Source organism: Desulfovibrio porci (assembly GCF_009696265.1).
GTDB classification, from domain to species: domain Bacteria; phylum Desulfobacterota; class Desulfovibrionia; order Desulfovibrionales; family Desulfovibrionaceae; genus Desulfovibrio; species Desulfovibrio porci.
Genome location: NZ_VUMH01000006.1, coordinates 149,209 through 174,314, shown reverse-complemented (window position 1 = coordinate 174,314; position 25,106 = coordinate 149,209). Strand labels below are relative to the sequence as shown.

At 58.6% G+C, this 25,106-nt stretch carries 15 protein-coding genes; 3 read left to right on the top strand and 12 right to left on the bottom strand.

From position 1 onward, the window contains the following. Positions 1-68: 68 nt before the first annotated feature. The 8 genes from trpA to FYJ44_RS07750 form a co-directional block, all read right to left on the bottom strand. Complete coding sequence (gene trpA, locus FYJ44_RS07785) at positions 69-836, bottom strand: tryptophan synthase subunit alpha (protein ID WP_154510887.1); 768 nt, start codon at positions 834-836, stop codon at positions 69-71. A gap of 2 nt (positions 837-838) precedes the next feature. After that, a complete protein-coding gene (gene trpB / locus FYJ44_RS07780; RefSeq protein ID WP_154510885.1) occupies positions 839-2,017 on the bottom strand; it encodes a tryptophan synthase subunit beta in 1,179 nt (392 codons plus the stop codon). 1 nt (position 2,018) lies between these two features. Further along, positions 2,019-2,648, bottom strand: coding sequence for a phosphoribosylanthranilate isomerase (locus FYJ44_RS07775; RefSeq protein ID WP_154510883.1), 630 nt, complete (start codon positions 2,646-2,648; stop codon positions 2,019-2,021). Beyond that, entirely contained in the window at positions 2,638-3,510 is an 873-nt protein-coding gene (locus tag FYJ44_RS07770) for an indole-3-glycerol phosphate synthase TrpC (protein WP_154510881.1), read from the bottom strand. Before FYJ44_RS07770 ends, FYJ44_RS07775 begins: the two co-directional genes overlap by 11 nt. Further along, positions 3,500-5,092 (bottom strand): anthranilate phosphoribosyltransferase, encoded by a 1,593-nt coding sequence (gene trpD, locus FYJ44_RS07765; RefSeq protein WP_154510879.1) that lies wholly within the window; start codon positions 5,090-5,092, stop codon positions 3,500-3,502. Before trpD ends, FYJ44_RS07770 begins: the two co-directional genes overlap by 11 nt. After that, positions 5,073-6,530, bottom strand: coding sequence for an anthranilate synthase component I family protein (locus FYJ44_RS07760; protein WP_154510877.1), 1,458 nt, complete (start codon positions 6,528-6,530; stop codon positions 5,073-5,075). The genes trpD and FYJ44_RS07760 overlap by 20 nt, the downstream gene beginning before the upstream one ends. An 891-nt stretch (positions 6,531-7,421) precedes the next feature. Then, positions 7,422-9,614: a glutamine synthetase III family protein gene (locus FYJ44_RS07755; protein WP_154510875.1), complete on the bottom strand. Its 2,193-nt coding sequence runs from the start codon at positions 9,612-9,614 to the stop codon at positions 7,422-7,424. A gap of 68 nt (positions 9,615-9,682) precedes the next feature. Then, the gene (locus tag FYJ44_RS07750; protein WP_154510873.1) at positions 9,683-10,105 is read right to left on the bottom strand and encodes an FKBP-type peptidyl-prolyl cis-trans isomerase; all 423 of its coding nucleotides are present in this window, start codon (positions 10,103-10,105) and stop codon (positions 9,683-9,685) included. A gap of 2,020 nt (positions 10,106-12,125) precedes the next feature. Between FYJ44_RS07750 and lysA the strand changes: the two genes are divergently transcribed. From lysA to FYJ44_RS07735, 3 genes are all read left to right on the top strand, one after another. Next, entirely contained in the window at positions 12,126-13,406 is a 1,281-nt protein-coding gene (gene lysA / locus FYJ44_RS07745; protein ID WP_154510871.1) for a diaminopimelate decarboxylase, read from the top strand. A gap of 38 nt (positions 13,407-13,444) precedes the next feature. Further along, positions 13,445-14,833 (top strand): MATE family efflux transporter, encoded by a 1,389-nt coding sequence (locus FYJ44_RS07740; RefSeq protein WP_154510869.1) that lies wholly within the window; start codon positions 13,445-13,447, stop codon positions 14,831-14,833. Positions 14,834-14,894: 61 nt separating this feature from the next. Continuing rightward, positions 14,895-15,788 carry a DUF2156 domain-containing protein gene (locus FYJ44_RS07735; RefSeq protein ID WP_154510867.1) on the top strand — a complete coding sequence of 298 codons (894 nt, stop codon included), beginning with the start codon at positions 14,895-14,897 and terminating at the stop codon, positions 15,786-15,788. 214 nt (positions 15,789-16,002) lie between these two features. On the opposite strand, the gene FYJ44_RS07730 is transcribed toward FYJ44_RS07735, so the two are convergent. The 4 genes from FYJ44_RS07730 to FYJ44_RS14665 all read right to left on the bottom strand — a co-directional run bounded on the left by FYJ44_RS07730 (position 16,003) and on the right by FYJ44_RS14665 (position 25,056). Next, a complete protein-coding gene (locus FYJ44_RS07730; RefSeq protein ID WP_154510865.1) occupies positions 16,003-17,043 on the bottom strand; it encodes a virulence RhuM family protein in 1,041 nt (346 codons plus the stop codon). A 100-nt stretch (positions 17,044-17,143) separates the two neighbouring features. Continuing rightward, complete coding sequence (locus tag FYJ44_RS07725; RefSeq protein WP_154510863.1) at positions 17,144-19,174, bottom strand: hypothetical protein; 2,031 nt, start codon at positions 19,172-19,174, stop codon at positions 17,144-17,146. A 13-nt stretch (positions 19,175-19,187) separates the two neighbouring features. After that, complete coding sequence (locus FYJ44_RS07720; protein WP_154510861.1) at positions 19,188-24,560, bottom strand: DEAD/DEAH box helicase; 5,373 nt, start codon at positions 24,558-24,560, stop codon at positions 19,188-19,190. Between the two features lie 34 nt (positions 24,561-24,594). Further along, complete coding sequence (locus FYJ44_RS14665) at positions 24,595-25,056, bottom strand: protein MobC (RefSeq protein WP_229772591.1); 462 nt, start codon at positions 25,054-25,056, stop codon at positions 24,595-24,597. Between the last annotated feature and the right edge of the window lie 50 nt (positions 25,057-25,106).

Genomic DNA, 25,106 nt, shown 5'->3' with positions numbered 1-25,106 from the left:
CTCTTGCTTTCATGCCCGGCCCGTCATCATGGCGGGCCGGGCATGAAACGCAGTACAACAACGCGTTCTTACTTCCAGCGGGCCAGAAAGTCCGCCGCGCTTTCACCGGCGTCCAGATGTTTGAGCAGGGCGCTGCCGAAAACCACGCCGTCGGGCTTGGCCTCGGCGGGCAATTCCGCCAGTTGCGAAGGTTCGCGCAGTCCGAAGCCCAGAGCCAGCGGCAGGGAAAAGACCTTGCGCGCCCGCTTCATGGTCTCCGCCACCCGAGGGGCCAGGCCGGAGCGTTCGCCCGTGATGCCCATGACCGACACCACATACACATAACCCTGCCCTTCGGCGGCATAGAGCGCCATGCGCTCCTCACTGGTATTGGGGCCCACCAGGGGGATCAGGGCAATGCCGTGCTTGTTCAGGGCGGCGCGCATGGGTCCGGACTCCTCGTGCGGCAGATCCGGCACGATCAGGCCGTGCACCCCGGCTTTTTCCGCGTCGCGGGCCAGTTCTTCCAGGCCGTACTGCAAAAAGGGATTGAAATACCCCATCAGCACCACGCCCGCCTTGATCAGGCCCTTGCGCGGGATCATCTCCTTCAGCAGATCGCGCAGATTGACGCCGTCGCTCAGGGCGCGGCGCGAGGCCTCTTCCACCACCGGGCCGTCGGCCACGGGGTCGGAAAAAGGCACGCCGATTTCGATAACGTCCGCGCCGTTCTCGTCCAGCTCCATCAGCGTGGGCCAGAAGCGCGCGCTGTCGGGAAAGCCCGCGGTCAGAAAGGGGATCAACGCCGGACGCCCGGCGGCCGTTGCCTTGCGGATTTTTTCTTCAAGCGGATGCATGATTATACCTCTTTTTCGGCAAGCGCCGCGCGGATGATGTCCATATCCTTGTCGCCCCGGCCCGAGAGATTGACCACCACATGGCTGCCGGGCGCGAATTCCTGCGGGTGATCCAGCACCCAGGCCAGCGCGTGCGAGGATTCCAGAGCGGGCAGAATGCCCTCTGCCCGGCAGAGCCGCAGAAACGCGGCCAGGGCGTTGGCGTCCTTGACCATGCCGTACTGCACGCGGCCGGTCTTGTGCAGAAAGGCGTGCTCCGGCCCCACGCCGGGATAATCCAGACCGGCGGAAATGGAGTGCGAAGGCTCGATCTGGCCGTCGTTATTCTGCAAAAGCATGCTGTAATTGCCGTGCAGCACGCCGGGCGTGCCCAGGTTCAGGGGCGCGGAATTGAAGCAGCCCGGCTTGCCGGTGCCCGCCGCCTCCACGCCGATAAGCCGCACCTCCGCGTCTTCCAGAAAGGGATGGAACATGCCGATGGCGTTGGAACCGCCGCCCACGCAGGCCACCACGGCGTCCGGCAGCCTGCCGTTTTTTTCCAGCATCTGGGCGCGGGTTTCCCGGCCGATGACGCTCTGCAGCTTGCGCACCAGGGTGGGGAAGGGATGCGGCCCGGCGGCGGTGCCGAAACAGTAATGGGTGGTCCGCTGGCTGGCGATCCAGGCCCGCAGCGCCTCGTTGATGGCGTCCTTGAGGGTGCGGGTGCCGCTCTGCACGGCATGCACCTCGGCGCCCAGCAGCTTCATCCGCCGGACGTTGGCGGACTGGCGCTCCACATCCTCGCCGCCCATGTAAATGATGCAGTCCATGCCCAGACGCGCGGCGGCCGCCGCTGTGGCCACGCCGTGCTGGCCCGCGCCGGTTTCCGCCACCAGGGCCGTTTTGCCCATATGTTTGGCCAGCAGGGCCTGGCCCAGCGTGTTGTTGACCTTGTGCGCGCCGGTGTGCAGCAGGTCTTCGCGCTTGAGCCAGAGGTTGAAGCCCAGCTCTTCCGAAAGCGTGGGGCAATGGGTCAGCGGCGTGGCCCGCCCGGCGTAGTTGCGCAGCAGATCGTCCAGTTCCGCCTGAAATCCGGGCGTGGGCATGATTTCGCGCATGGCCGCTTCCACTTCCAGCAGCGGCGGCATGAGCAGCTCGGGCACGAAGCAGCCCCCGAATTCACCGAAATAACTGTCTTTCATCTTACTTCCCCGTTGCCTTTGGTTGTGCCGCGGCTGTCACGGCCGCCGCCATTTTTTGCGAATTTTTCCGTCCCGGCGCGTCTTCAATGCCGGAGTTGAAATCCACGCCGTCAGGCGCGCACTGGGCCAGCGCCCGCCGCACATTGTCCGTATTCAGGCCCCCGGCCAGCAGCCAGGGGTGCGGCGCCCTGAGCCCGTACAGATCCTGCCATTCCAGACGCTTGCCGCTGCCGCCGCCGGCCAAGCCCGCGTCCAGCAGATACCAGGCGCAGGCCTCAGCATGCTTTTGCAGTTCGCTGTGCAACTGCGCCCGGTGCATGTAGCGGTCCGGCCAGATGACCCGGATGACCCGTTCCGCGCCCACGGCCCGCGCACAGGCCACGCTCTGTCCGCCGTGCAGCTGGGCCAGATCAAGGCGTGCCTCGCGCATGACGCGCAGGATTTCATCGGCGCTCTGCTCCACAAAAACGCCCACCCGCTGCATGGAGCCGCTTTCCAGGCGCGCGGCCTGTTCCGGGGCGAGACAGCGCGGGCTCTTGGGGTGAAAAATAAAGCCGCAGAAACGCGCGCCCAGGCGCGCGGCCTCGTCCACATCCGCCTGACGGGTCAGACCGCAGATTTTAATCAGCATGATTATTCTCTCCCTTAAGGACGTTGCTGTCCACCCCGTCCAATACACGGCGAACCGAGTCATTGCCCAACAGGGCCGCCAGAGCCGCGCCGGGCCGGACGTGCTCCATCAGGGCCGTACCCACCAGGGCCGCCCTGTAGCCCGCCGACGCGGCCAGGACCAGATGCTCGGGTTCGCTGATGCCGCTGGCCGCCACCCAGATTTCGTGGTTTTCCGGCGGGCAGGCCTCGGCCAGAGCCAGACAGGCCGCGCGGTCCACGGCAAAGGTCTGCAAATCCCTGGCGTTGACCTGGATGATGCGCGCCCCGCTCTCCCGGGCCAGACGCAAATCCGCCGCATCGAAAACTTCCACCACCGCGTGCATGCCGAAGGACTCGGCCTCCTCCCGCAGCCGCCGCAGCACGGTGGCCTCGGGCGTGAGCCGCACGATCAGCAGCAGGGCCGAGGCCGGTGTGGCCGCCGTGGCCCGCACCTGCAGGGGATCAAAAATGAAATCCTTGCGCAGCAGGGGCAAAGGCGTTGCGGGATAGAGGCCGGGGGCGGCGGCGCGGCTCAGAAAATCCGGTCTGCCGTGGAAATACGTTTCCTCCGTGAGGATGGACAGGGCGCTCGCTCCGGCCGCCGCATACTGGCGGACCACCTCTTCCACGTCCAGATCTTCGCGGATGACGCCGCGTGAGGGCGAGGCCCGCTTGTATTCCGCCACCACGGCCAGGGGCGCGCGCCTTGCGGGTGTACGCAGGGCCGCCGCGAAATCCGGGCGGGGAGCCGTCAGGAGCGCAGGAAGGCTCCCCCGCTCCGCCGCCAGCCGCAAGGCCGCCACTTCGGCCTGTTTGGCCTGGTGAAAACGCTCAAGCCGCATGCAGCACCTTCCTGCCCAGACCGGCGCTGACCGCCTCGCGGGCGCGAGCCATACACAGGGCCATATTCATGTTTTCCTCCAGCAGATAGACGGACAGGCCCACATTGAGCGCCACCATGTCCAGCATGGGGCGTGAGCCGTTGCCTTCCAGCAGTTCCTTGAGCACGTCCACGGCCTCATCCTTGCTGTGCACGGCCAGATCCTCGGGCGTGCAGGGCCGGATGCCGAAATCCGCCGGATTCAGGGGCAGGGGTTTGACCGTGCCGTTGTGCAGCAGGGCGATTTCCGCCGGACCTATGGGCGTCAGTTCATCGTAGCCGCCCGCGCCGCAGACCACGGCGGCCCGGTAGAGCGGCGACTGCAAGAGGGTTTCCGCCACCAGCGGCACCAGCTCGGGCCGGGCCACGCCCATGAGCAGATGGCTGGGCCGGGCCGGGTTGATCATGGGGCCCAGAATATTGAAGAGCGTGCGCACGCCCAGTTCCTTGCGCAGCGGGCCGATGTTCTTGAAGGCCGGATGGAAGTGCGGCGCGAAAAGAAAGGCGAAGTTGCGCCGCCGCACCATCTCGGCCACCGAGGCCGGATTCTTGTCCAGAGCGATGCCCAAGGCCTCCAGGGCGTCGGCGCTGCCGCACTTGGAGGACACGGCCCGGTTGCCGTGCTTGACCACCTTGTAGCCCATGCCCGCCAGCACCAGCGACGTAGCCGTTGAGCAGTTGAAAGAATTACGGCCGTCGCCGCCCGTGCCCACCACGTCGATGCTGGTGCCGGAAACGCCGTCCACACGCACGGCGCGGGCCAGAGCCGCGCGCGTGGCGTGTGCCAGTTCCAGGGCGCTTTCGCCCTTCATGCGCAGGCCCATGAGAAAGCTGCCCGCCTGGGCCGGGGTCATCTTGCCGTCCATGAGCGAGGCGAAACCGGCGGCGGCCATTTCCGCCGTAAGGTCTTCCTTGCGGGCCAGACGCTCCAGAATGGCGGTCAGGCTGGCGGCCTCGTTATCCTTGCTCATGACGGCCTGCGGGAAATTGCCCAGCAGGCGCAGCCCCTCGGGCGTGAGCACGGATTCGGGATGAAACTGCACGCCCACCCAGGGCCGGTCATTGTAGCGCAGGGCCATGACCTCGCCTTCCGGAGCGCGGGCGGTCACAGTAAAGCGGGGATTGGCCGCATCCTCGTCGGCGCGTACCACCAGGGAATGGTAGCGCCCCACCTTCATGGGATTGGGCAGGCCGCTGAACAGGCCCGTGCCGTCATGCACGATTTCCGACTGTTTGCCGTGCATGATGCAGGGCCCCACTTCCACTCTCGCCCCGGCGTGCAGCCCCAGAAGCTGATGCCCCAGGCAGACGCCCAGCACGGGGACGCGCGGGTCAAGGCGGTTCAGGAATTCCGGACAGAGCCCGGCATTGGCCGGATGGCCGGGACCGGGCGAGATGCAGACCATGCTCAGGTCCGGGCCTGTCGCCGCCTCCAGCACGGCGGGATCGTCGTTGCGCAGGACGCGCGGCGTATGCCCCAGGGCGTAAAAAGCCTGCACCAGATTATAGGTGAAGGAATCGTAATTATCGATGAGCAGAAACATATTCTTCGTCCTCCGCCCGCAAGACCAAGCGCATGATGGCTGATTTGTTGCACACTTCCTTCCATTCCAGTTCCGGGTCGGAGTCATGGACAATGCCGCCGCCCGCCTGCCAGAAGAGTTTGCCGTCCCGCACCCACATGCTGCGGATGGTGATGCCCGTGTCCAGATTGACGCTCCCCCGGTCCAGCCCCAGCCAGCCGATGCAGCCCGCGTACGGGCCGCGCGCGCGGCCTTCCAGCTCACGGATGATCTCCATGGCCCGCACCTTGGGCGCGCCGGAAACCGTGCCCGCCGGGAAGGCGGCGGCCAGCACGTCCAGGGCGTCCAGACCGTCGGCCAGGCGCGCCGTGACCCGGCTGGTCAGGTGCATGACGTGGGAATAGCGTTCCACTTCCATGTAGCGCTCCAGATTGACGCTGCCCGGCCGTGCCACGCGGCCCAGGTCGTTACGGCCGAGATCAACCAGCATGACGTGCTCGGCCCGCTCCTTGGGGTCGTCGCGCAGTTCGGCGGCCAGGCGGGCGTCTTCCAGATCGTCACAGCCCCGCCGCCGCGTGCCCGCGATGGGCGAAAGCTGCAAACGCCCTTCCTCGCAACGGACCATGACCTCCGGCGAGGAACCGAACAGGGTCAGCTCCGGGAAGCGCATGTAAAACATGTAGGGCGAGGCGTTGAAGCGGCGCATGCGCCGGTAAAGTTCAAAGGGATTGCCCGCAAAGGGCGTGGAGAAACGCACCGACGGCACCACCTGGATGGCCTCGCCCCGGCGCAGCATTTCCTTGATCCGCTCCACGTAGGCCTTGTAACCCGCCTCGCCGGGTTCGGCGACGATATTTTCCGGATCCGCGGCTGCGGTTGCGTTGCCCCCGTTGGCGGCGGGGTCCACCGCTTCATGGGCGCTGCGCAAGGTGCGGTGCTCGCCCAGGCTGATCTGGCAGAGGCGGTTGTAAAGATGGTCGAAAACCAGCACCGTGCCGGGCAGGGCCAGCAGGCAGTCCGCCTCGTCGGGCGGCATGATCGCGGCCAGTTTGGCGTTGAACAGACCGGCCATGCCGAAACCCAGATAACCGTACAGGGCGCGGGTGATGGGCGGCAGGCCGGAGATGTTTTCCGGCGGCGTGATCTCCAGGCGCGCCATGAGTTCGCGCAGCCCTTCCACAAAGGGACGGCCTTCCAGCTCGGCCAGCGGCGCGAAACGCTGATCTTCCACGCGCAGGGCCAGTTTGCCGTCACGGCAGGAGATGAACAGGGCCATGTCGCAGGCCAGAATGCTGTAGCGGCCCCAGCGGCCGTCCACCTCGGCGCTTTCGAGCAAAATGCCGTTGCCCGCACCCACCATGCCCATAAACAGGCTGATGGGCGTGTCCATGTCCGCCGGGAGCCAGCGGGCGGATTGCCGCACTGTCAGCGGCGTTTGCGCAGTACCCTTGTTTTTCATCTTCGTTGTCCTCGTGTGTGGTGGAAACAAAAAAAGCGTCGTCTCACGGGGAGACGGCGCTTACAATAGCTGACCGGAACGAACGGAATCCTATGCCCGCACGTCTCCCCCCCGCATGTTGATGCGCCACCACCAGCCCTGGAAGCTGTCAGCAAAGAAGGTGGTCGGGAAAGCGTGCATTGCAAAATCCTTAGTCTATTTTCAAAATCATTTCTGTTTTCAGCCTTTATACAAAGAGCCGGAGCTTGTCAAGCCTATACAGTTTTCCATCCCATAAAAGATTCCCTCCAGGAATGGAATAGGCCATAGTTGTTCTGCTCCCGTTTCAGGCGGCATGCCCGAAAGTCAACACCGGGCGCATTCGGTGAAGCCGTGAAGCAAACAGACATTTTTTCCCTGCAACCGTGCGATTCCGGCTCCTCGCTGCTCATGGCCGGAGGCAGGTGCACGAATCTCCGTATTCCGGGCCTTGATCTGTTGCGCCAATATGCAACAGGAAATATATACCTTTTGGTAACAGACTATGACTGCCCGTTTGAAGAAGCTGTGAATTTCATTACTATTAATAAGGAATGTTCAAAAATACTCTGCAGAAAATGCCTTGGCGGTATGGGTATTACGCCGGTTCCTCCATCATATTGCCTTTCGAATCTGGTCTGGAGGGACGATTTTCATTTTTATGCCATAATAAACGAAAAGTATCGCTATGATTTTACTATCCGTCGACGTTACTTCCCCTATCTGCTGCCCCAGTTAAAAATCAGATGCAGGGGCTGGATCAATGGAGATTCAAGCAGACGAGGGAAATTTCCGGAGTAGAAGTGCAAATACAACGGCCGCCGGTCCCAAACAGGATCGGCGGCCGTTGTATTCCAGCTGGCATTCCGTCCGCTATTTTCCGAACAGAATTTCCTGATAGTTGGGCAAAGCCCACAGATCGTCGGCCACGCGGGTTTCCAGCAGGTCGGCGTAACGGCGCGTCTCCCGCATCAGGGGCAGCACTTCCTCACAGTAGCGCCGGGCGGCGTCCAGGCCTTCGCCCAGTTGCCCCACATCGGCCAGCACATCCTCCAGCCGGGCCGTGGCCGTCTGCAAACCGCGCAGGTGCGCCGTCACCTCGTCCAAGGTCATGGTTTTATAATCCTTGCCGATGGACTGCATCCGGGCGGCGGTACCGGCCAGTTCGCCCTGGTAGCGCATGCCCGCCGGGAAGATGATGGTGCGGGCCATGCGGATGGCCAGGTTGGCCTCGGTGCGCACGGTCTTGCAGTACTGCTCCAGGTAGATGTCCTGCCGGGCCTTGAGCTCGGCCCGGTTGAGAATGCCCTGGCTTTCGTACAGCGCGATGACCTCGGGCCGGGTGAGTTCCGGCAGGGCTTCGGGCGTATTGCGCAGATCCGGCAGGCCGCGCCGCCGGGCCTCGTTGTGCCAGACCTCCGAGTAGCCGTCGCCGTTGAAGATCACGGCGCTGTGTTCCTCAATGACATGGCTGATGAAGGACTCCACGGCGGCGTTAAAGGCTTTGCCGTCCCTGATTTCCCGTTCCAGCCAGTCGGCGGCGAAGCCCAGGGAGTCGGCCATCATGGCGTTGAGCGCGGTGATGGAACCGGCGGCGGACTGGCTGGAGCCCACGGCGCGGAATTCAAAACGGTTGCCGGTAAAGGCCACGGGGCTAGTGCGGTTGCGGTCGCCGGGGTCCGTGGGCAGGGGCGGCAGGGTGTCCACCCCCAGGTTCAGGGCGCGGCCGCCTTTGCCGCTGGCCGCGTCCTCGGCGCGCCCGGCCCGGAAGGCTTCGAAAACTTCGGTGAGCTGGTCGCCCAGGAAAATGGACATGATGGCGGGCGGGGCCTCGTGCGCGCCCAGGCGGTGATCGTTGCTGGCGCTGGCCACAGTGGCCCGCAGCAGGCCGCCGAACTTGTGCACCGCGCGGATCATGGCCGCGCAGAAAACCAGAAACTTGGCATTGGCGTGCGGCGTCTCGCCGGGGTCAAAGAGCGTGCCCAGTTCCGCGTTGCCCAGGGAATAGTTGACGTGCTTGCCCGAGCCGTTGATGCCGCTGAAGGGCTTTTCGTGCAGGAGGCACTTCAGGCCGTAGCGTTTGGCCACATTGCGCAATGTGGCCATAATGATGTGGTTGTGGTCCACGGCCAGGTTGCTGGGCTCGTAGAGCGGCGCGATCTCGTACTGGCTGGGCGCCGCCTCGTTGTGGCGGGTGCGCACGGGCACGCCCAGTTTGTAGAGTTCACGTTCCACTTCCATCATGCAGGAAAGCACGCGCTGCGGGATGACCCCGAAATACTGGTCGCTGAATTCCTGGCCCTTGGCCGGGCGCGCGCCGAACAGCGAACGTCCGGCGATCTGCAGGTCGGGCCGGGCGAAATTGAAGTTGTGGTCGATGAGAAAGTATTCCTGCTCCAGACCGGCGTAGGAAATCACCGGCAGATCCGTGTGGATGTTGAACAGGGCCAGCACCCGCTGGGCCTCGCGATTCAGGGCCTGGCCGGAGCGCAGCAGCGGCGTTTTCTTGTCCAGGGCCACGCCCGTCCAGGACAGGAACATGGTGGGGATGCACAGAAAGGTGCCGTTGGGGTTTTCCATGATATAGGCCGGGCTGGTCACGTCCCAGGCCGTGTAGCCGCGCGCCTCGAAGGTGGAGCGCAGCCCCCCGGAGGGGAAAGAGGAAGCGTCGGGCTCGCCCCGGATCAGCATGGAGCCGGAAAACTCGGCAATGACCCCGCCCGAGCCGTCGGGCATCAGAAAGCTGTCGTGCTTTTCGGCGGTCTGGCCGGTGAGCGGGTAAAAGACGTGGGTGAAATGGGTGGCCCCTTTTTCAATGGCCCAGTCCTTCATCACCGCAGCCACGGTATCGGCGATGGACGGGTCCATACGTTCGCCGAAGGCAATGGTCTTGTGCAGGGACTTGTAGACATCCTTGGGCAGACGCTCGCGCATGACCCGGTCATTGAAGACATTGCAGCCGAAAATGTCCGTGGGCCTGGTGTCCGCGAAATTGAGCGGAGCCACGTCCGGCTTGTAGGTGGTGATGGCCTGGATGGCGCTGTGACGGGCGGTATTACTGCTCATGCATGCTCCTTCAATCCGCGCGGGATCGTCCGCATTCTCACGGACCCCTCCGCGGCAAGGCGAAAAGGCTATTTTACCTCGACGATCTCGATTTCAAAGGTCAGTTCCTTGCCGGCCAGCGGATGGTTGGCGTCCAGCGTGACTTCATCCGCGCCCACGTCGGTGATGGTCACATCCATCTGGCCCTGCTCGTTGGAGAGTTGCAAGGGCACGCCCACTTCCAGGGGAATATGCGAGGGCACCTGGGCGCGGGCCACGGTGAAGACCAGTTCCGGGTCGGCATCGCCGTAAGCCTGGTCCGGGGGAATGGTCACGGTGACGGTTTCACCGGCTTCATGCCCTTCCACCGCCGACTCGAAGCCGGGGATCAGCATGCCCTTGCCCAAGGTGAACTCCAGGGGGTCGCGCTCTCTGGAGGAATCGAAAACCGTGCCGTCAGCCAGCGTTCCAGTGTAGTGCGCGCGTACCGTATCGCCTTTTTTGATGGGCATGAAAAACTCCGTTAACGCCCGCGCGGCGGGCTTTTTTGTTGAATTGTGGTTGCAGCTTTGCCCGCTCCGGCGCCGGGCCGGAGGAGGAGAAAGCCTGCCGCATAAAGGCGAAACAAAACACGGCGCGAGCCTGATGTCAATGCGCGGCTGACGGGCGCGAAGCTTGCCCGAAACTGCTCGTGGTTAGCGGCGGGAACGCGCCCGATTTTCCGGGGTGGTTTCCGCGCGGGTCGGGTCGCTTGGAACCGCTCTGAAGGATATGCGCAAAGCCCATGCCCGCGATCTTTACATCCGGGCATGCCTAAGGGAGGATCGCGAAGGTTCGCCGGGACGGGGACGGCCCCCATGGCGTATGGGCGTATGGCCCGCAACCGCCTCGCCTGACGTCAGAAAGCCCGAGCCCATCAACAGGACGGAGGCCATGGTCTGCCCCTTTTTTCCGCATTTCACTGTGTAACGGTGCATGCAGTCCCCGGCTCCCCCACAGCGACCGTTTTCCGCCGTGCCGGATGGCTTTGCCCGCCGAACATACCCTGGCTGAAATATAGCCGGTTGTGCAAATTTTATACTGGCCTGGAGCCTGCCTGCATAAAAAATATACATCTTCGTTCCGGGCTTACATTCAAAATTCTATTTAATTATAGTATATTAGCCATATCATCCAAGTTTGGCACGCGCATTGCTATATTAGAAACAACTGCGTCCGGAACATCGGGCAGCAAATAAAAAAATCCGCCGACAGGCGGTCAATATATACGGGAAAAACAGAACAAATTTCCGCGCCGCCCCAGCCCCCATCAGGAGCGGCGCGGACCCACCCCAAAACCTCCTCCGTTGAATAGAACCCTCTAACCATCGGAACATCCTCCTTCTCTGCGGCCGCCGGAAACAACCGGCGGCCGCCCCTCTTTTTCAGAGCAGACTGCACCCGAGATTTTCGCTTTACGGCGGCGCGCACCCGGAGTTGGCTATAGCATACGCTATTACTCGTAGGGACTAAACAAGTTAGGAACGGTTTCTAAATTATTCCCCACTGCCCGCGTCAGGCCCGCTCCGTGCCAGGGTCGAATATGCTTGAATATACTCCCTCAGCCCGGAATTCGTCTTCTCGGGCAGAGAACAAAAATCCTAATTGGGAAACAGCGCCTCATGCATGCCGGATAGGCCGGACGGTTTGTCCAGACCCCACTTTCTGCCGTTCCGCCATACTACCGGGCTTTCTCATGAGGGCCCGGTCCTCTTTCCGCGGCACGTCGGCATGCCTTTTCCGCATTTCATACCGAGACTATGGCCGCCCCGCTTTTCCGCATTTCACTGTTTAACGGCGCACGCAGCCCCCGGCTCCCCCACAGCGTCCCGCTTTCCGGGACGCGGGCGGGGACTTTGCCCGTCGAAGGCCCCTGCGTGAAATATAAGCATCTGTGCAAATTTTATACTGGCCTGGAGCCTGCCTGCATAAAAAATATACATCTTTGTTCCGGGCTTACATTCAAAATTCTATTTAATTATAGTATATTAGCAATATTATTCAAGTTTGGCACGCGCATTGCTATGTTTAGAGGCAACAGCGTCCGGAACACCGGGCAGCAAATAAAAAAAATCCGCCGACAGGCGGTCAATATATACGGGAAAACAGAACAAATTTCCGCGCCGCCCCAGCCCCCATCAGGGCGGCGCGGACCCACCCCCCAAAAACCTCCTCCTTTGATAGAACCATCTAACCATCGGAACATCCCTCTTCTCTGCGGCCGCCGGAAGCAACCGGCGGCCGCCCCTCTTTTTCAGAGCGGCCTGCGCTTGAGATCCCGCGTTGCGGCGGCCGACGCCCAGTCGACGGCACGCGCCCGGGGCGCGCCCAGCTTGACAGCGTCGGCTTTGCCAAGGATAATTAAAAGCTGTTCCCGTAATTAAGGGACATAAGCAATCCAGCCAACGGGCCGCCGCCCGTCATCACGGCGCTTCCATGCAACCATCGGCCTTTGCGCGGCAAAGGCCGCGGCAATCCTATTCAGAGGTGTATATGTCCGATATCCGTTCCGCTTATACCGACAGCCTCAACTTTTACGGCAAGCACAGCCCGCGCGAGCTGGCCGAGACCTACGGCACGCCGCTCTATGTCTATAATGAAAATGTCCTGCGCCGGCGCTGCCGCGACCTGATGGCCCTTTCCAGCCAGCCCGGCTTCGGGGTCAATTATTCGGTGAAAGCCAACGCCAATCCCGTGCTGCTGAAAATCATCCGCGAGGAAGGCCTGGTGGTGGACGCCATGAGCCCCGGCGAACTGTTCATGGACGATCTCGCCGGGTTCAAGCCGCATGAAATCCTGTACATTTCCAACAACAATTCCGACACGGAACTGCAGAACGCGTTGATCCACGGCCTGCTGGTCAGCGTGGATTCCCTTTCCCAACTGGACACCCTGGGCCGCCTCAATCACGGCGGCAAGGTCATGGTGCGCTTCAACCCCGGCATCGGGGCCGGTCACCACGCCAAGGTGGTCACGGCGGGCAAGGAAACCAAGTTCGGCGTCACGCCGGACAAAATGGGCGAGGTCTTCGCTCTGCTGGCCAAGCACGAGCTGACCCTGGCCGGCATCAACCAGCACATCGGTTCACTGTTCATGGAGCCCGACGGCTATCTCAACGCGGCCCAGGTGCTGCTGGATCTGGCCGAAACCCTGTCGGCCGGGGCGCTGGACAAGCTGGAAATCATCGACTTCGGCGGCGGCTTCGGCATTCCCTACCGCAAGTACGAGGGGGAAGCCCGTCTGGACATGAATGAACTGGGCCGCCGCCTGCACGCCATGATCAGCGCCTGGGCCGCCCAAAACGCCTACAAGGGGCGCTTCCTGGTGGAGCCGGGCCGCTATGTGGCCGCCGAATGCGGCGTGCTGCTGGGCCGGGTGCATGCCGTGAAGAACAACGGCGACAAGCGCTATGTGGGTACAAATCTGGGCTTCAACGTGCTGGTGCGCCCGGCCATGTACGATTCCTTCCACGATGTGGAAATCTACCGTGGCCAAAGCGGCGCGGCGGAAGACGAGCCCATGCTCCAGACCATTGTGGGCAATATCTGCGAGAGCGGCGATATTCTCGCCAAAAACCGCCTGCTGCCGGTCATGCGCGAAGGGGATGTATTGGGCATGCTCGACGCCGGAGCCTACGGCTTTACCATGGCCTCCAATTACAATCAGCGCCGCCGCCCCGCCGAAGTGCTGATCCAGAGCGACGGCGCGGCCCGCCTGATCCGCCGCCGTGAAACCCTGGAAGATCTGGCCCGCTGCTTTGACGACCTGCTGTAGCCCGAAATACGCGGCAATGTGGCGTATGGGCGGTTTGCATGCCCACGCCTGACCTGAGCACCTCTCCGCGTGCGGTCTGGCGGCTGACCTGGCCCCAGATGCTCATGATGTACCTTGTGTTCTTTATGGGCTTCATCACGGTCTGGGTCGCCGGGCAGATCAGCGCTGAAGTGCAGGCCGCCCTGGGCATGGTGACCCAGTGCGCCATTTTTCTGATGGTGGTGATCATGGCCGTGTCCAGCGGGGCCACGGCTGCGGTCAGCCAGTCGCTGGGCGCGCTCAAGATGCGCCGCGCCCAGCGCTACGTGGGCACCACCGTGCTGGGCAGCCTGGGCCTGGGCCTGCTGGTGGCCGTAGGCGGCTGGTTTTTCGGCGACGGCATTCTGCGTCTGCTCATGGTGCCGGAAAGCATTTTGCCCATCGCCCGTGAACTCTGGCAGGTCACCATGCTGGCCCTGCCCGCCCAGTATATCTATTCCGCCACCGGGGTCATGTTCCGCGCCACGCGGCAGGTGCTGCCGCCGCTCTGGGTGGCCGCCCTGGTCTGCGTGGTCAACCTGCTGGCCTGTCTGGGGTTCGGCCTGGGCTGGTTCGGTCTGCCCGCTTTCGGCTACATGGGCCTGGTCTGGGCCAATCTGGGCGCGCAATGCCTGGGGGCTGTCTGCAACTGCCTGCTGCTGGCCCATTCCGGTTATCTGCAACGCCGCTCCCTGCCCAGCCCGCGCTGGCTCAAGGCGGGCCTGCCCTATCTGCTGCGGGTGGCCCTGCCTGCGGGCGCGGCCCAAATCGTCTGGCAGTCCGGCTACCTCACCCTGTTCGTGCTGGTGGCCTCGCTGCCCCTGGACAGCGTCAACGCCCTGGCCGGGCTCACCGCCGGACTCAGGGTGGAAGCCCTGCTCTTCCTGCCGGGCATGGCCTTCAACATGACCGTGGCCGTGCTGGTGGGCAACAGCCTCGGCGCGGGCAAACCGCAGGAAGCCAAGCGCGTGGCTCTGAACATGGTGGGGCTGGCCGCCCTGGCCATGAGCCTGGTGGCAGCCCTGCTCTGGCCGTTCCGCCAGGAAATCGCGGAACTGCTCTCCCAGGAGCCGGGTACCCAGGCCCAGATTGTCAGCTATCTGACCTACAATCTGCTTTCCACGCCCTTTTCCATCGCCAGTACGGTCATGGGCGGCATCATGGTGGGAGCCGGGGCCACCCAGTACAATCTGATGGTCTACGGCGGCACCTTCTGGCTGGTGCGCCTGCCTCTGGGCTGGCTGCTCGGGCATATTCTCTGGGGCACGGCCTCGGGCGTCTTCGCGGCCATGCTCTTCTCACAATGTCTGCAAACCTGCATCATGCTCTATGTGGTGCTCTGCCGCGACTGGGCGCGTTTCGCCATGAAGCGCCGGGGGCGGCATCACGCGGAGCGCAAGCCCGCCTGACGGGCCGGGTCCGCCCTGGTCCGCGCTTGCGGCCACGGTCCCGAAAAGGAGAAAACGCTTCATGGACAAGAACTTTACGCCGGTAAGCCTGGACGGCAGCCGCGATTTCTACGACCTCTGGCAGCGCACGCCGCGCCGCTCTCTGGACTATACCCTGCCCAACCTCTGGGGCTGGCAGGATTATTACGGCCTGGAATGGTGTTTTGACGACAACCTCTGCTGGATCCGCCAGACCCGCCCCCGTCTGGTCTGCTGGGCGCCGGTGGGCGACTGGAACGCCGTGGACTGGAGCCGCGTGCTGCCGGATTCCTTCAGCGAAGCCGCGCACGACTTTGTCCGCGTGCCCAAGGAACTGCTGCATGTCTGGCAACGGGCTCTGCCCGGTCTGGTGGACGCCGAGGAAGATCGCGGACAGTGGGAATACCTTTACACACAAGAGGACCTGGCCACCCTGCCCGGCAAACGCTTCCACAAAAAGAAGAATCATTTCAACAGCTATGTCAAAACCTACGGCGAGCCGGACTACCGTTCTCTGGACGACGCCATGGTGGAGGACGTGCTGGCCGTGCAGGACGACTGGTGCCAATGGCACGAATGCGAGGATTCCCCGTCGCTACGGGCGGAAAACGAGGCCATCAACCGAGTGCTTTCGCACTGGGACAGGTTCAGCGGCCTTGACGGCGGTTCGCTCTATGTGGACGGGCAGATGGTGGCCTTCAGCGTGGGTGAAAAGCTGGACGACCTGAGCCTGGGCGTGCACTACGAGAAAGGCCTCAACGGTTTCCGCGGCGTGTACCAGACCATCAACCGCGAATTCGCGCGGCACGCCGGCGAGGGCTTCACGTATATCAACCGTGCGCAGGATCTGGACGAGGAAGGCCTGCGCCAGGCCAAGATGACCTATCTGCCCGCGGACTTTCTGCGCAAATACAAAGCGCGCGTGCGCAAGGCCTGACAAGGCCGGGCGTGTGCCGTCCTCATCCCCTTACGCACAAAGCCCCGCGCCAGATGACGCGGGGCTTTGGAATTCTGGCGTCACCAACGGGATAAAATATATCACATAATATATTGAAATTATTTATATTTTATTCTTTTCTTTCTGTTATACCTATAAAAATACCCAAAAAATTAAAGCTTCTTAAAATTCTTTTTGAGGCGTAGTTGGACAGCTATCTGTTTGTTTCATTTTTTCCGTCAGTTAACGCCTTTACGGCTTTATCAAAATCGCTTTCTTTTTTCCCGGCCTCAAGCTGATGATGATGAAACTTGTCATATTCCTGTTCCGCATGGGCAAGGGCCAGCTCGTGGGAAATGCTCCCGGCGTGCGTGAGGATGTTGCCTTCGTTGAGCGTGAGAAAGGCGTCCAGCTTGGCAATCCAGTCGGTCATGTGCATAGGTTTACGTAAACGAGCCTGTCTTTCGGCAAAGAGCAGATATTGCTCCACCAGATTGTTAAGTGCCAAGAGTTCTTTTTCATTCAGGTAGTTTTTGGCAATCCCCACATCTTGTTTCCGAACCTTTGCTCCACGCCATGTGGTCAGTCCCATATATGGTTTGGCGCTGTCGGCCCGACTGTGGATGAGTTCCGCCGCCGTCATGCCGGTTACAGCCCAATGCAGCTTATTTTGAACTGTTTTGAAAAAAGTAATGCTTTCTTCGGTGGTGGGATCGTAATCAATACTAGTGGCGTAAATGTCTGTGATTTTTTGGTAAAAACGGCGTTCTGAGGTTCGGATATCCTGAATGCGCCGGAGTAGCTCTTCAAAATAGTCAAAAGGCTGATCGGGGTTTTTCAAGCGCTCGTCGTCCAGCACAAAACCTTTGACGATGAACTCCCGAAGTTGCTGCGTGGCCCATATGCGGAAGCGGGTGGCAATATGGCTTTTGACCCGGTAACCCACAGAGATAATCATGTCGAGATTGTAGTATTCCAGCTTACGTTGGACGCTCCGCTCACCCTCCTGGCGAACCTGTAAATATTCCTTACGAGTTGCCTCTGGCTGAAGTTCGCCTTCTTCATAAATATTGTTAATATGGATAGTTATGTTTGGTCTGCTGGTCTGGAACAAGTCAGCCATCATCTGTTGCGTGAGCCAGACGGATTCGTCCTCGAAGCGGACATCGATTTTTACCCGACCGTCTTCGGTTTGGTAAATCAGAAATTGGCTTTGTTGGGAGAGGTGGGGCACGTTTTTGTCCTGTTCTACCATTTGGGCGAAGGCTTCTCACCAAGGCCACAAACGGGTCAAAATAAACTTATACTTTCGTAAAGGCAGATAAGCTGTTCGCCACCATAGAGTGGCATAACCCCTATTCAGCATCCTTAATCAACGCACCTCTGTTTTCCAGCCGCTGACGGAAAAGCATCATTTCTTTGGGGTACGCCGCAAGTGACAGGCGTATCAGATCATTCAGTTCTGTGGGGGGCTCGGTTGTCGTGGTGATGATGTATTGGAAAGGTGCATTATCTTTGCCGCCATTCTCTTTGGTTAGTGCCGCCATCTCGGTAAAAAGGCTATGATAGGGGCCAATATCAAGGTCAGCTTCACGCGGGCTGTCATGCACCAAAAAGCCGGGGTGATAGCCGATTCCCTTTGAAGCTGCCAGCATGGATGCAATATCCATTATAATGAAGCTCAAACTTTCCACAGCTGCTCCAGCAATAGCACTGCCCTGCCGTATTTGCGGCGTGAAATCTTCTGCGGATGTTATAATCGAACCGGAATAATCAGCCTTGAGAATCCGGCGCACAAGTTCATCAAAAAGCTTTTGTAGCCCTTGGTCTTTTTTCGCGGATTGATCCCTGTAAAAATCCAACTGGTTCTTCGCGTGATGAATTTCCGAATCAATTTTTTCCAGGCTTTCCATGATCTCCTGGATTTTTGTACCCCGCATGCCTCCCGCGCCGAGACGTTCAGCATGTTGAAATGCCTGTAAGGCTCGATCCAGCCGATCCATTTCTTTTTCAAGAGCGGAGAGTTCCTTTAGAACCTTTTTGCGCTCATCGTCATAGCTCTTCGCTTGTCGCACGGCCTCATCCAGGGCATCTTGGACGACTGTTTGTTGGTTTATTATAGCCTGAATTTTTTCGCGTTGTTCCGCGTCCATTTCCGCAATAGCCCGTTTCTGACGCTCCGCCGACAAACTGAGGACGGGTTTGAAATTTTTCAAATCTTCCATATGCGCCATAACATAACTACATTGTGTCAAGGGCATCTGATTGGCCAATAAACATTCACAGCCACCATCTACCTGAGCGGCAATCTTCGCCAATTCTTTCTGCTTTTGTTCGTACTCGGTCGGCGACTTTGCTTGTAGCGGCTGCGCTGTGGGCGGAGTCGCCGTACTTAGGGCGTCAAGCTGTCTTTTTCTATCCAGCGCGTTATCAACATAGCGTTGCCAATTGCGGAATTGGCTGTCTGCTTCCTCAAATTGTTTTTCCAGTTTTTCGTACTCTTCGCGGAATTTGAGCTTACGAGTTTCCGCTTGCATGACCGGGCCATCCAGGCGTGGCGCGGAATCTACTCTGGTGTCCGGAAAATCTCCCACGAACTCGGCAAGCCGTCTGCTTGCATCGCGATAAAAATGGTCGGCATCCTGTGACGCGCTATGCTGTTCTTCCTTCAAGTTTGATTGTCGTTTTGCAAGCTCCGACAAGGTGTGACTCCATTCGGATTCTTCCGGGACCAGTAGATCGAGCATTCCACGGACCAGATGTACCGGGAATTCTTTTGGCCTGCGAAACCCCGGCACATCGGAGCCGCTCTCGGCATCCCGCCAGACTTCAAATTTTCTGAGTCGGCACTCCTGATCCCGTGTCATCCATGACAAAAGGTGTTCCCATTTATAAGTAAGTTGCGGATGATGGACCCCAGGAGGCAACAACTTGTCCAGTTCCTGGCGGAACTCAAAATAGCCGGAACCCTTTTGGGGCGCGGCAGCCAATTCTTCAATGGAAGTATCCTGTCCGGCGGCAGATGGAGCTTTTTGTGCGCCCAAGGGGCGAAGAACAGCCCAAGGAGTTCCCTCTATTTCCAGTTCCGCGCCAACCCACGAATACGGAAGGCTTGCCCGAAGGCGCTGTTCCCCACTTTCCGTGGAAAAATGCTGTTCGCCAAGGCAGTAGCGTAGGAGGCGGCAAAAGGTTGTCTTGCCAACGGAATGCCCGGACATAGCCATTGGATTGTTCACCAGAGCCGGATCACGGGAGGACTTGCCCACAATGATATTCAGGCCCCGATGTAGGCCAATTTCGCGTATCACCTCAATGGGGTTTAGCGCCTTGAAAAGGACAATTCGCTTGAACCACAGCTTTGGCCTGGAAGAAGAATCAACTTGCAAGTTCACCTCCTCATCATGCGGCTATGGCTTCTTGGGCTTCCGCAAGCATGGTAAAACAGGCTTGTAGTTTTGGGCTAGCCTTCTGGAAGCGCTCTTGTGCCAAAAGCTGGTCAACGCCTTGATCGTAATTATCTCCTGCTTCCAGAATGAAGGGGATTACGGCTTCTATTCCCTGAATGGGGTACCGAATATCGCCGGAGAAAAAACACTCTGTGTTGGCAGTTATAGAAATTCCCAAGTTATTTTGCCATGACTTCCAAAGATTTTTTACGCGAACCGGGTCATCTTGAGCGAAAGGCCATTGCCCCAATTCCGACTGGGCAAAGGCCTTATTAAAAGCCGAGGCCTTGTCCGCAAGCAAGGTGGCGCAAGCATCGGGAAAGGTAGCCAGCCATGCCCGTTGGAAGGCTTTATCTTGTGCCATACCGGGTTGTGCTTGAAGAATGTAGGGCAGCAACTGACGAATTGCCGCTTCGCGTCCTGGGTGGGGGAATATTTGCGGATGTGATTTTGGTCTGGTGGCGACAACATCTTCCGGTGTAGCCGTTGCGGCTTGCCCCACGAACGAAAGCGCAGGCAGCCCTCGCACAATCTTCATCGTCTCCAGACTCACCGTCACAATGCTTAACAACAAGTCCAGAATGTACCTCGGCTTGCCGTGTTCAGCCGCCCAATCGTTGGGGTCGTTGGTGATGCCACTGGCCTTGTCGGTTTTGATCTGGTAGCGCTCCATAATCCATTCAATGGCGGAACGTCCGTTGACCACATAGTCGTAGGCGTCCAGCGGGATGTTGGAGAGTTTTATCCATGCGTTGTATTCAATGACCGATTTGTCCGTTTTGTCGGGGAAGCGCATCTTCTCCACCCGGAATTTACCGCTTGCCGCGCCTTGCACCTGAACATCCGGGCATGGCGGCTGTTCTTCATAGTTCAGATGCAATTCCGCCAGCGCGCGTCCGGCTTTGCTGAAGGCCCAGAAATCGGTCGGCTTTTCCACCAGCGGCAGGCGCGGCAGCATCTTTTTCAAGTCAGCCGCAAAGGCTTTCTGGTAGTCTGGTGAATGCAGCAGACCGTAGACGTAGTAAAAAATGTCTTCCTTGGTCACCTTGGGGCCATAGCTTTCCCGGCAACGCTCCAAAATGAAATTGGTAATGCCGTCCTTGCGAGTGTATTGCGCGGTATTATCCCCGTCAAACAGCGTTGGCTGATAGACTGAGCGTTTTTCGTAATAGTAGAGCGGGAAGCATTGCGCGCCATCCCCATGAATATGTAAATCTGGAAGTTCATTAACAATAATCGGTGTAAAATCTGTCCAGCGCCCACCTACTCCCGGAAAGCAAATAACAATATTTTTATGTTCATTCGTCGGGAAAATCGACGGCATTTTATAGACCATCTCATTAATTGATGGATGAAAATAGCAGTTGATTTTCATAAATGGTCTATATATTGCCGTATAAATAGAGCTTTGATGAAATGCTTTTTCACGTTCTCTTGCCAGATCATTTTGAAAAGCCCGTGTCATGCTGATGTCTTTTCCAGATATAGACGGCAAAGGACGCTTTTCTTTTTGAGACAGCACAAGGCTGTTATAAAACGCAATAGTATGTTTGACGTTCTCGGTCAGCTTTACCTTTGAAGTGTTGTAGCACCAAGCGTCTCTATTTGTCACAATACCCATTGAAAATTTTGGCACAAAAAAAGTCTGTTTATTTTCCTTGTTATACTTATCTCCCAAAGGAATAAAGCTACCGAACATATCATTCCGCTGATTCAGCCAGTCACCATGTACGTTGGGATGGAGCTGCTGCCAATCCATGTCGGAACTGAGTACGCTGCGTTTTTTTGCGATAATGGCGAGCTTCTCTTCCCGACTTAGGTAGTCGCCAATATCGTGATAGTGAATAAACGCCTTGCCCGTATAGGCAGGATTTTTCACCAGAATAGTGATAGCAACACCGGTCATAATGTTGAAAACATTTTTGCCTTCTCTCTTGGCGGTCTCCCCTATTTTCCCGCGTATTGCGCCACGCAAGTTGAAGACGTAGGCCGCGCTGAATTCCTTTTCCAGACATTTGCGGAAGCCGTCCATAGCATTGGAATCCAACCAATAGCCGTTGGAAATAAAGGCAATGATGCCGCTTTGATGCTTGGGCAATCTGTCTGAGGCCCAGCGAAATGCCTTGATATAGGAATCATAGACGCTTTTACTTTGTGTCGCATTTGAAAATTTGACATAGGTTTGGGCAATGCGTTGTTCTAATTTCGGATAGGACTGATTCGGCGCGTTATCATTGGCGGATTTTTGTCCCACGGAGTACGGCGGGTTGCCGATAATGACCTGAATAGGGACTTTCTGCTGCGCCTGCACACGCTCGGAGTTTTGCGGCAACATTGGGGAATACAGCCAGGTTACGTCATCAGTTTCGCCAAGCTGGAAGGTATCTGTCAGGCAGATGCCGTTGAAAGGTTCATAGGCCGTGTTGTCTCCCATCGTGTCATGGTAGACATTTTCAATGTTGATAGACGCGATGTAATAAGCCAACAGCACAATTTCATTGGCGTGCAGTTCCTGACGGTATTTGCGCGGTAGGGCGTCCCGTTCAATAAGCCCGCTCTGCACCATACGGGCGATGAACGTTCCCGTACCGGTGAAAGGGTCCAGGATATGCACATTCTCATCAGAAAGGGAGCGTCCAAAATTGGCTTCCAGCACATCGGCCACGGAATGGTTGATGAAATCCACAAGTTCCACGGGCGTATAGACGATGCCCAGTCTTTCCACCGTCAGCGGAAAGGCCGTGCGGAAAAATTTGTCATACAGCTCAACCATGATGCGCTGCCGTCCCTCGGCATTGTCGATCCCGGAAACGCGCAGCTTTACGGACTCATAGAAGCGCGACAGCACCACCGTGTCTTTCTCAAGGGCCTGTTCTTCCAGCAGGTCAACCATACCCTGCAACGCTTGGGAAACGGGGTTGTTCCGCACGAACGAGTAATTTTCAAACAGGGCTTCAAAAACCGGCTTGGTGATCATGTGCTGCGCCAGCATTTCCACCACTTCACCGGGCGTGACGGAGGGATTGATATTCTTGCGCAGGCCGGACAGAAACTCGTCAAAAGCGGCCTTGTGCGGTCCGGGCACGGCAATCAGGCGGCTGATGCGCTCAATGTAGCCCTGAGCAATTTTGGCCACATCCGCCGCCCATTGCTCCCAATAGCGCTTATTGCCGACTTTTTGCACCATGCGGGCGTAAATGACGTTTTGCAGTTCCTGTATCTGGGGCAGCGGAAGCTGAACCGGCTTCGCCTTGCCGTCCCCCCGCGCCTCTGTGCTATCTGCATCCTCTCCAGAGCCATCGGCAATGCCGCCGACCAGTACAGAGCCGCCGCCCGCAGGCTTGTGGCGGTTGAGATCAATTTTGTTGACGGTGGCGCTGAACCGGTCGTCATGCGCCCGCAAGGCGTTCAGTACCGTCCAGACCACGGCGAAGCGTTTGTTGTCGTCCAGCGCTTCCTCTGGGGAAACATTGGAGGGAATCAACACAGGAATGATGATATAGCCGAATTTTTTCCCCGGTGCGATGCGCATGACGCGGCCCACGGACTGGACCACGTCGATCTGCGAATTGCGGGCCGAAAGAAACATAACCGCGTCCAGTGAAGGCACGTCCACACCTTCGGACAGACAGCGCACATTGGTCAGAATGCGGCATTCGTTGCCATCGGCGGAAGCGGCATTGAGCCACGCCAGTTTTTCGTCGCGTGTGGTGGCGGTCATGGATCCGTCAACGTGCTGTGCGGCAACGCCCACCATTTCCGCCCGTTCTTCCTGCGTCAGACTGTCGTAATAGGTGTCCTTGAACCCATTGAAAACCGCAGTGATTTTTTTGGAAACCTTGATGCTCTGGCAAAAGGCGACACCTTTGTGCATGGGCGAGGGATCGGAGGCTTTCAACAGTCCCTCATCCACAAGCATCCGCTTGGAGAGCGCGTTGATGCAGCCAATGAGCTTGCTGGCATCGTCCGTGTCAATCTCTTTGCTCTTGTCCGCCACGGCAGTCTGGAGTGCAGCGGGAATCTGATTCTCGCTCAAGGTCAACACCAGCACCTTGTAATCCGCCAGCAGGCTTTTATCCACCGCCTCGCCAAAACCGATGCGGAAAACTTCAGGGCCATACAGGGCCACGTCATCCATGGAACAAAGATAGGCGTCGGCCTCCTTGGCTTTCTTCTTGTTCTCCTCAGCATACAGGCGCGGCGTGGCAGTCATATATAAGCGTTTTTTTGCCTGAATAAAGGTATTGTCATGCACCTTCACAAAGGCGGAATCTTCCTCGTCCTTCAAGGTGACGCCTGTTGTGCGGTGCGCCTCATCACAGATGATCAGGGCAAATTCCCGCTTAAATTCCTTCTGGGAACGCGCTATAACTGCAATGGACTGGTATGTGGAAAACACGACCACCAAGCCATCATGATGAAATTTTTCGGCCAGTCCGAATTGACGAACAATATCCTCCACCCGTGTTGACGCGGGAAAGGCCAAATCCGTGACGCTGTAGCCGTCCGTGTCCTCATCGTTTTTTTTCTTGCTTTTGCTGACTTCAGGATCGGAACAGATGCAGATGGGGAAAATCGGCACGGAACTTTCCGCTGTCCATTCCCGCAGCGTCTGCCCCACAAGCGCGATGGACGGAGCCAGAAACAGCACCAATCCCTTGCCGCCGGTCTCGTTCTCCGCGATTTTCAGCGAGGTGAATGTTTTGCCCGTGCCACAGGCCATGATCAGCTTGCCGCGATCTCCGGTCTGGAAATGCTCATGAAAGGCCGCCATGGCCTTTTCCTGATGCGGGCGGGGGCTTTTTCTGCCTTGTCTGGCTTGTGCCCCACTGATGCCCTTTTCCAGCGCATCCCAGTCCACGGGGGCAGATTCAAGGTCCACAAGGCTTATGCGCTGTACTGGTGGTTCTTGATGCCGGATTGCGTTTTCCGCCTCAGTTCCCCATTTGTTGGTGGTGGAAATCCACAACCGCAGGGCAAACGAAGTCGTCTGGTGCTGGTCGTTGATGAACTGCTTGCTTGAAGTGGCCAGAAAACTGTCCACGGCGGGCTTGTCGATTCTGGCTTTCTCGTCATAGCATTTGCACTGAATGGCCCAGAAATCGCCTTCCACCGTCTGGGCAACAAGATCGATCCCCGTATCCTTGCCGCCGAGATTTTGCTTGTACGGGAACTCGCGCCAGAGCCAGACATGCCGGAACTTGCCCTCGTACCACGGAACAGTTTGCAAAAAAGCCTGCATCAGGCGCTCAAAACGGTCGCCCTTATCACGTTCGGAAAAAGAAAAAGTGCGATATTTGGCAAGGATGTCGTGGAACTGGTTCATGACGGGTACTCACTCAATAGTATTTTTGTCTTGTCTATCGTAAAGTTTCATAAATCGGAAGACGCCTCCAAGCCTTAAAAAGTGTACAGTGCCCAAAAAAAAATTGCCGGTCTTGTCTACAAAAACTCCCTGTCGGTGACAATGAAATTTGCACTGTCTCTGTCCTTTTGGCTGTGACGGATAGGTGTGTGCGGCAGTACGGTGTCTGCGGCCTGGGGCGGCGGGGGGTGTCTCTCTTCTTTTCCTTTTGGCGTCTAACCTCGCTCAAATATTTGGCAAGGGTCGGTGCCTTCACCTCAATGCCTTTTTCGTGCAGGCGTTTGACAAGCTCCTGTACATCGAAACCACGCTTCTTCATCCGTTCCAAAGTCGGGGCCAGTGCGAAGACGGCCTCCTTCACGGTCAGGCTGCGGTTGCCGTCGAGAGTGACTTTGACGGGCTTGAGCTTGGCAAGCTCCAATCTGATTTTCTTGACCTGGCTGGCGGTGATGGTCATAATCTGTTCTCCTGTCTTCTGCCGGGACGTTGCCCCGGCTTGACGTTTTG

What these genes read in the sequence shown, in the direction of transcription:
- trpA (WP_154510887.1), bottom strand. Translation starts at nt 836, where the DNA reads ATGCATCCGCTTGAAGAAAAAATCCGCAAGGCAACGGCCGCCGGGCGT.
- trpB (WP_154510885.1), bottom strand. Translation starts at nt 2,017, where the DNA reads ATGAAAGACAGTTATTTCGGTGAATTCGGGGGCTGCTTCGTGCCCGAG.
- FYJ44_RS07775 (WP_154510883.1), bottom strand. Translation starts at nt 2,648, where the DNA reads ATGCTGATTAAAATCTGCGGTCTGACCCGTCAGGCGGATGTGGACGAG.
- FYJ44_RS07770 (WP_154510881.1), bottom strand. Translation starts at nt 3,510, where the DNA reads ATGCGGCTTGAGCGTTTTCACCAGGCCAAACAGGCCGAAGTGGCGGCC.
- trpD (WP_154510879.1), bottom strand. Translation starts at nt 5,092, where the DNA reads ATGTTTCTGCTCATCGATAATTACGATTCCTTCACCTATAATCTGGTG.
- FYJ44_RS07760 (WP_154510877.1), bottom strand. Translation starts at nt 6,530, where the DNA reads ATGAAAAACAAGGGTACTGCGCAAACGCCGCTGACAGTGCGGCAATCC.
- FYJ44_RS07755 (WP_154510875.1), bottom strand. Translation starts at nt 9,614, where the DNA reads ATGAGCAGTAATACCGCCCGTCACAGCGCCATCCAGGCCATCACCACC.
- FYJ44_RS07750 (WP_154510873.1), bottom strand. Translation starts at nt 10,105, where the DNA reads ATGCCCATCAAAAAAGGCGATACGGTACGCGCGCACTACACTGGAACG.
- lysA (WP_154510871.1), top strand. Translation starts at nt 12,126, where the DNA reads ATGTCCGATATCCGTTCCGCTTATACCGACAGCCTCAACTTTTACGGC.
- FYJ44_RS07740 (WP_154510869.1), top strand. Translation starts at nt 13,445, where the DNA reads ATGCCCACGCCTGACCTGAGCACCTCTCCGCGTGCGGTCTGGCGGCTG.
- FYJ44_RS07735 (WP_154510867.1), top strand. Translation starts at nt 14,895, where the DNA reads ATGGACAAGAACTTTACGCCGGTAAGCCTGGACGGCAGCCGCGATTTC.
- FYJ44_RS07730 (WP_154510865.1), bottom strand. Translation starts at nt 17,043, where the DNA reads ATGGTAGAACAGGACAAAAACGTGCCCCACCTCTCCCAACAAAGCCAA.
- FYJ44_RS07720 (WP_154510861.1), bottom strand. Translation starts at nt 24,560, where the DNA reads ATGAACCAGTTCCACGACATCCTTGCCAAATATCGCACTTTTTCTTTT.
- FYJ44_RS14665 (WP_229772591.1), bottom strand. Translation starts at nt 25,056, where the DNA reads ATGACCATCACCGCCAGCCAGGTCAAGAAAATCAGATTGGAGCTTGCC.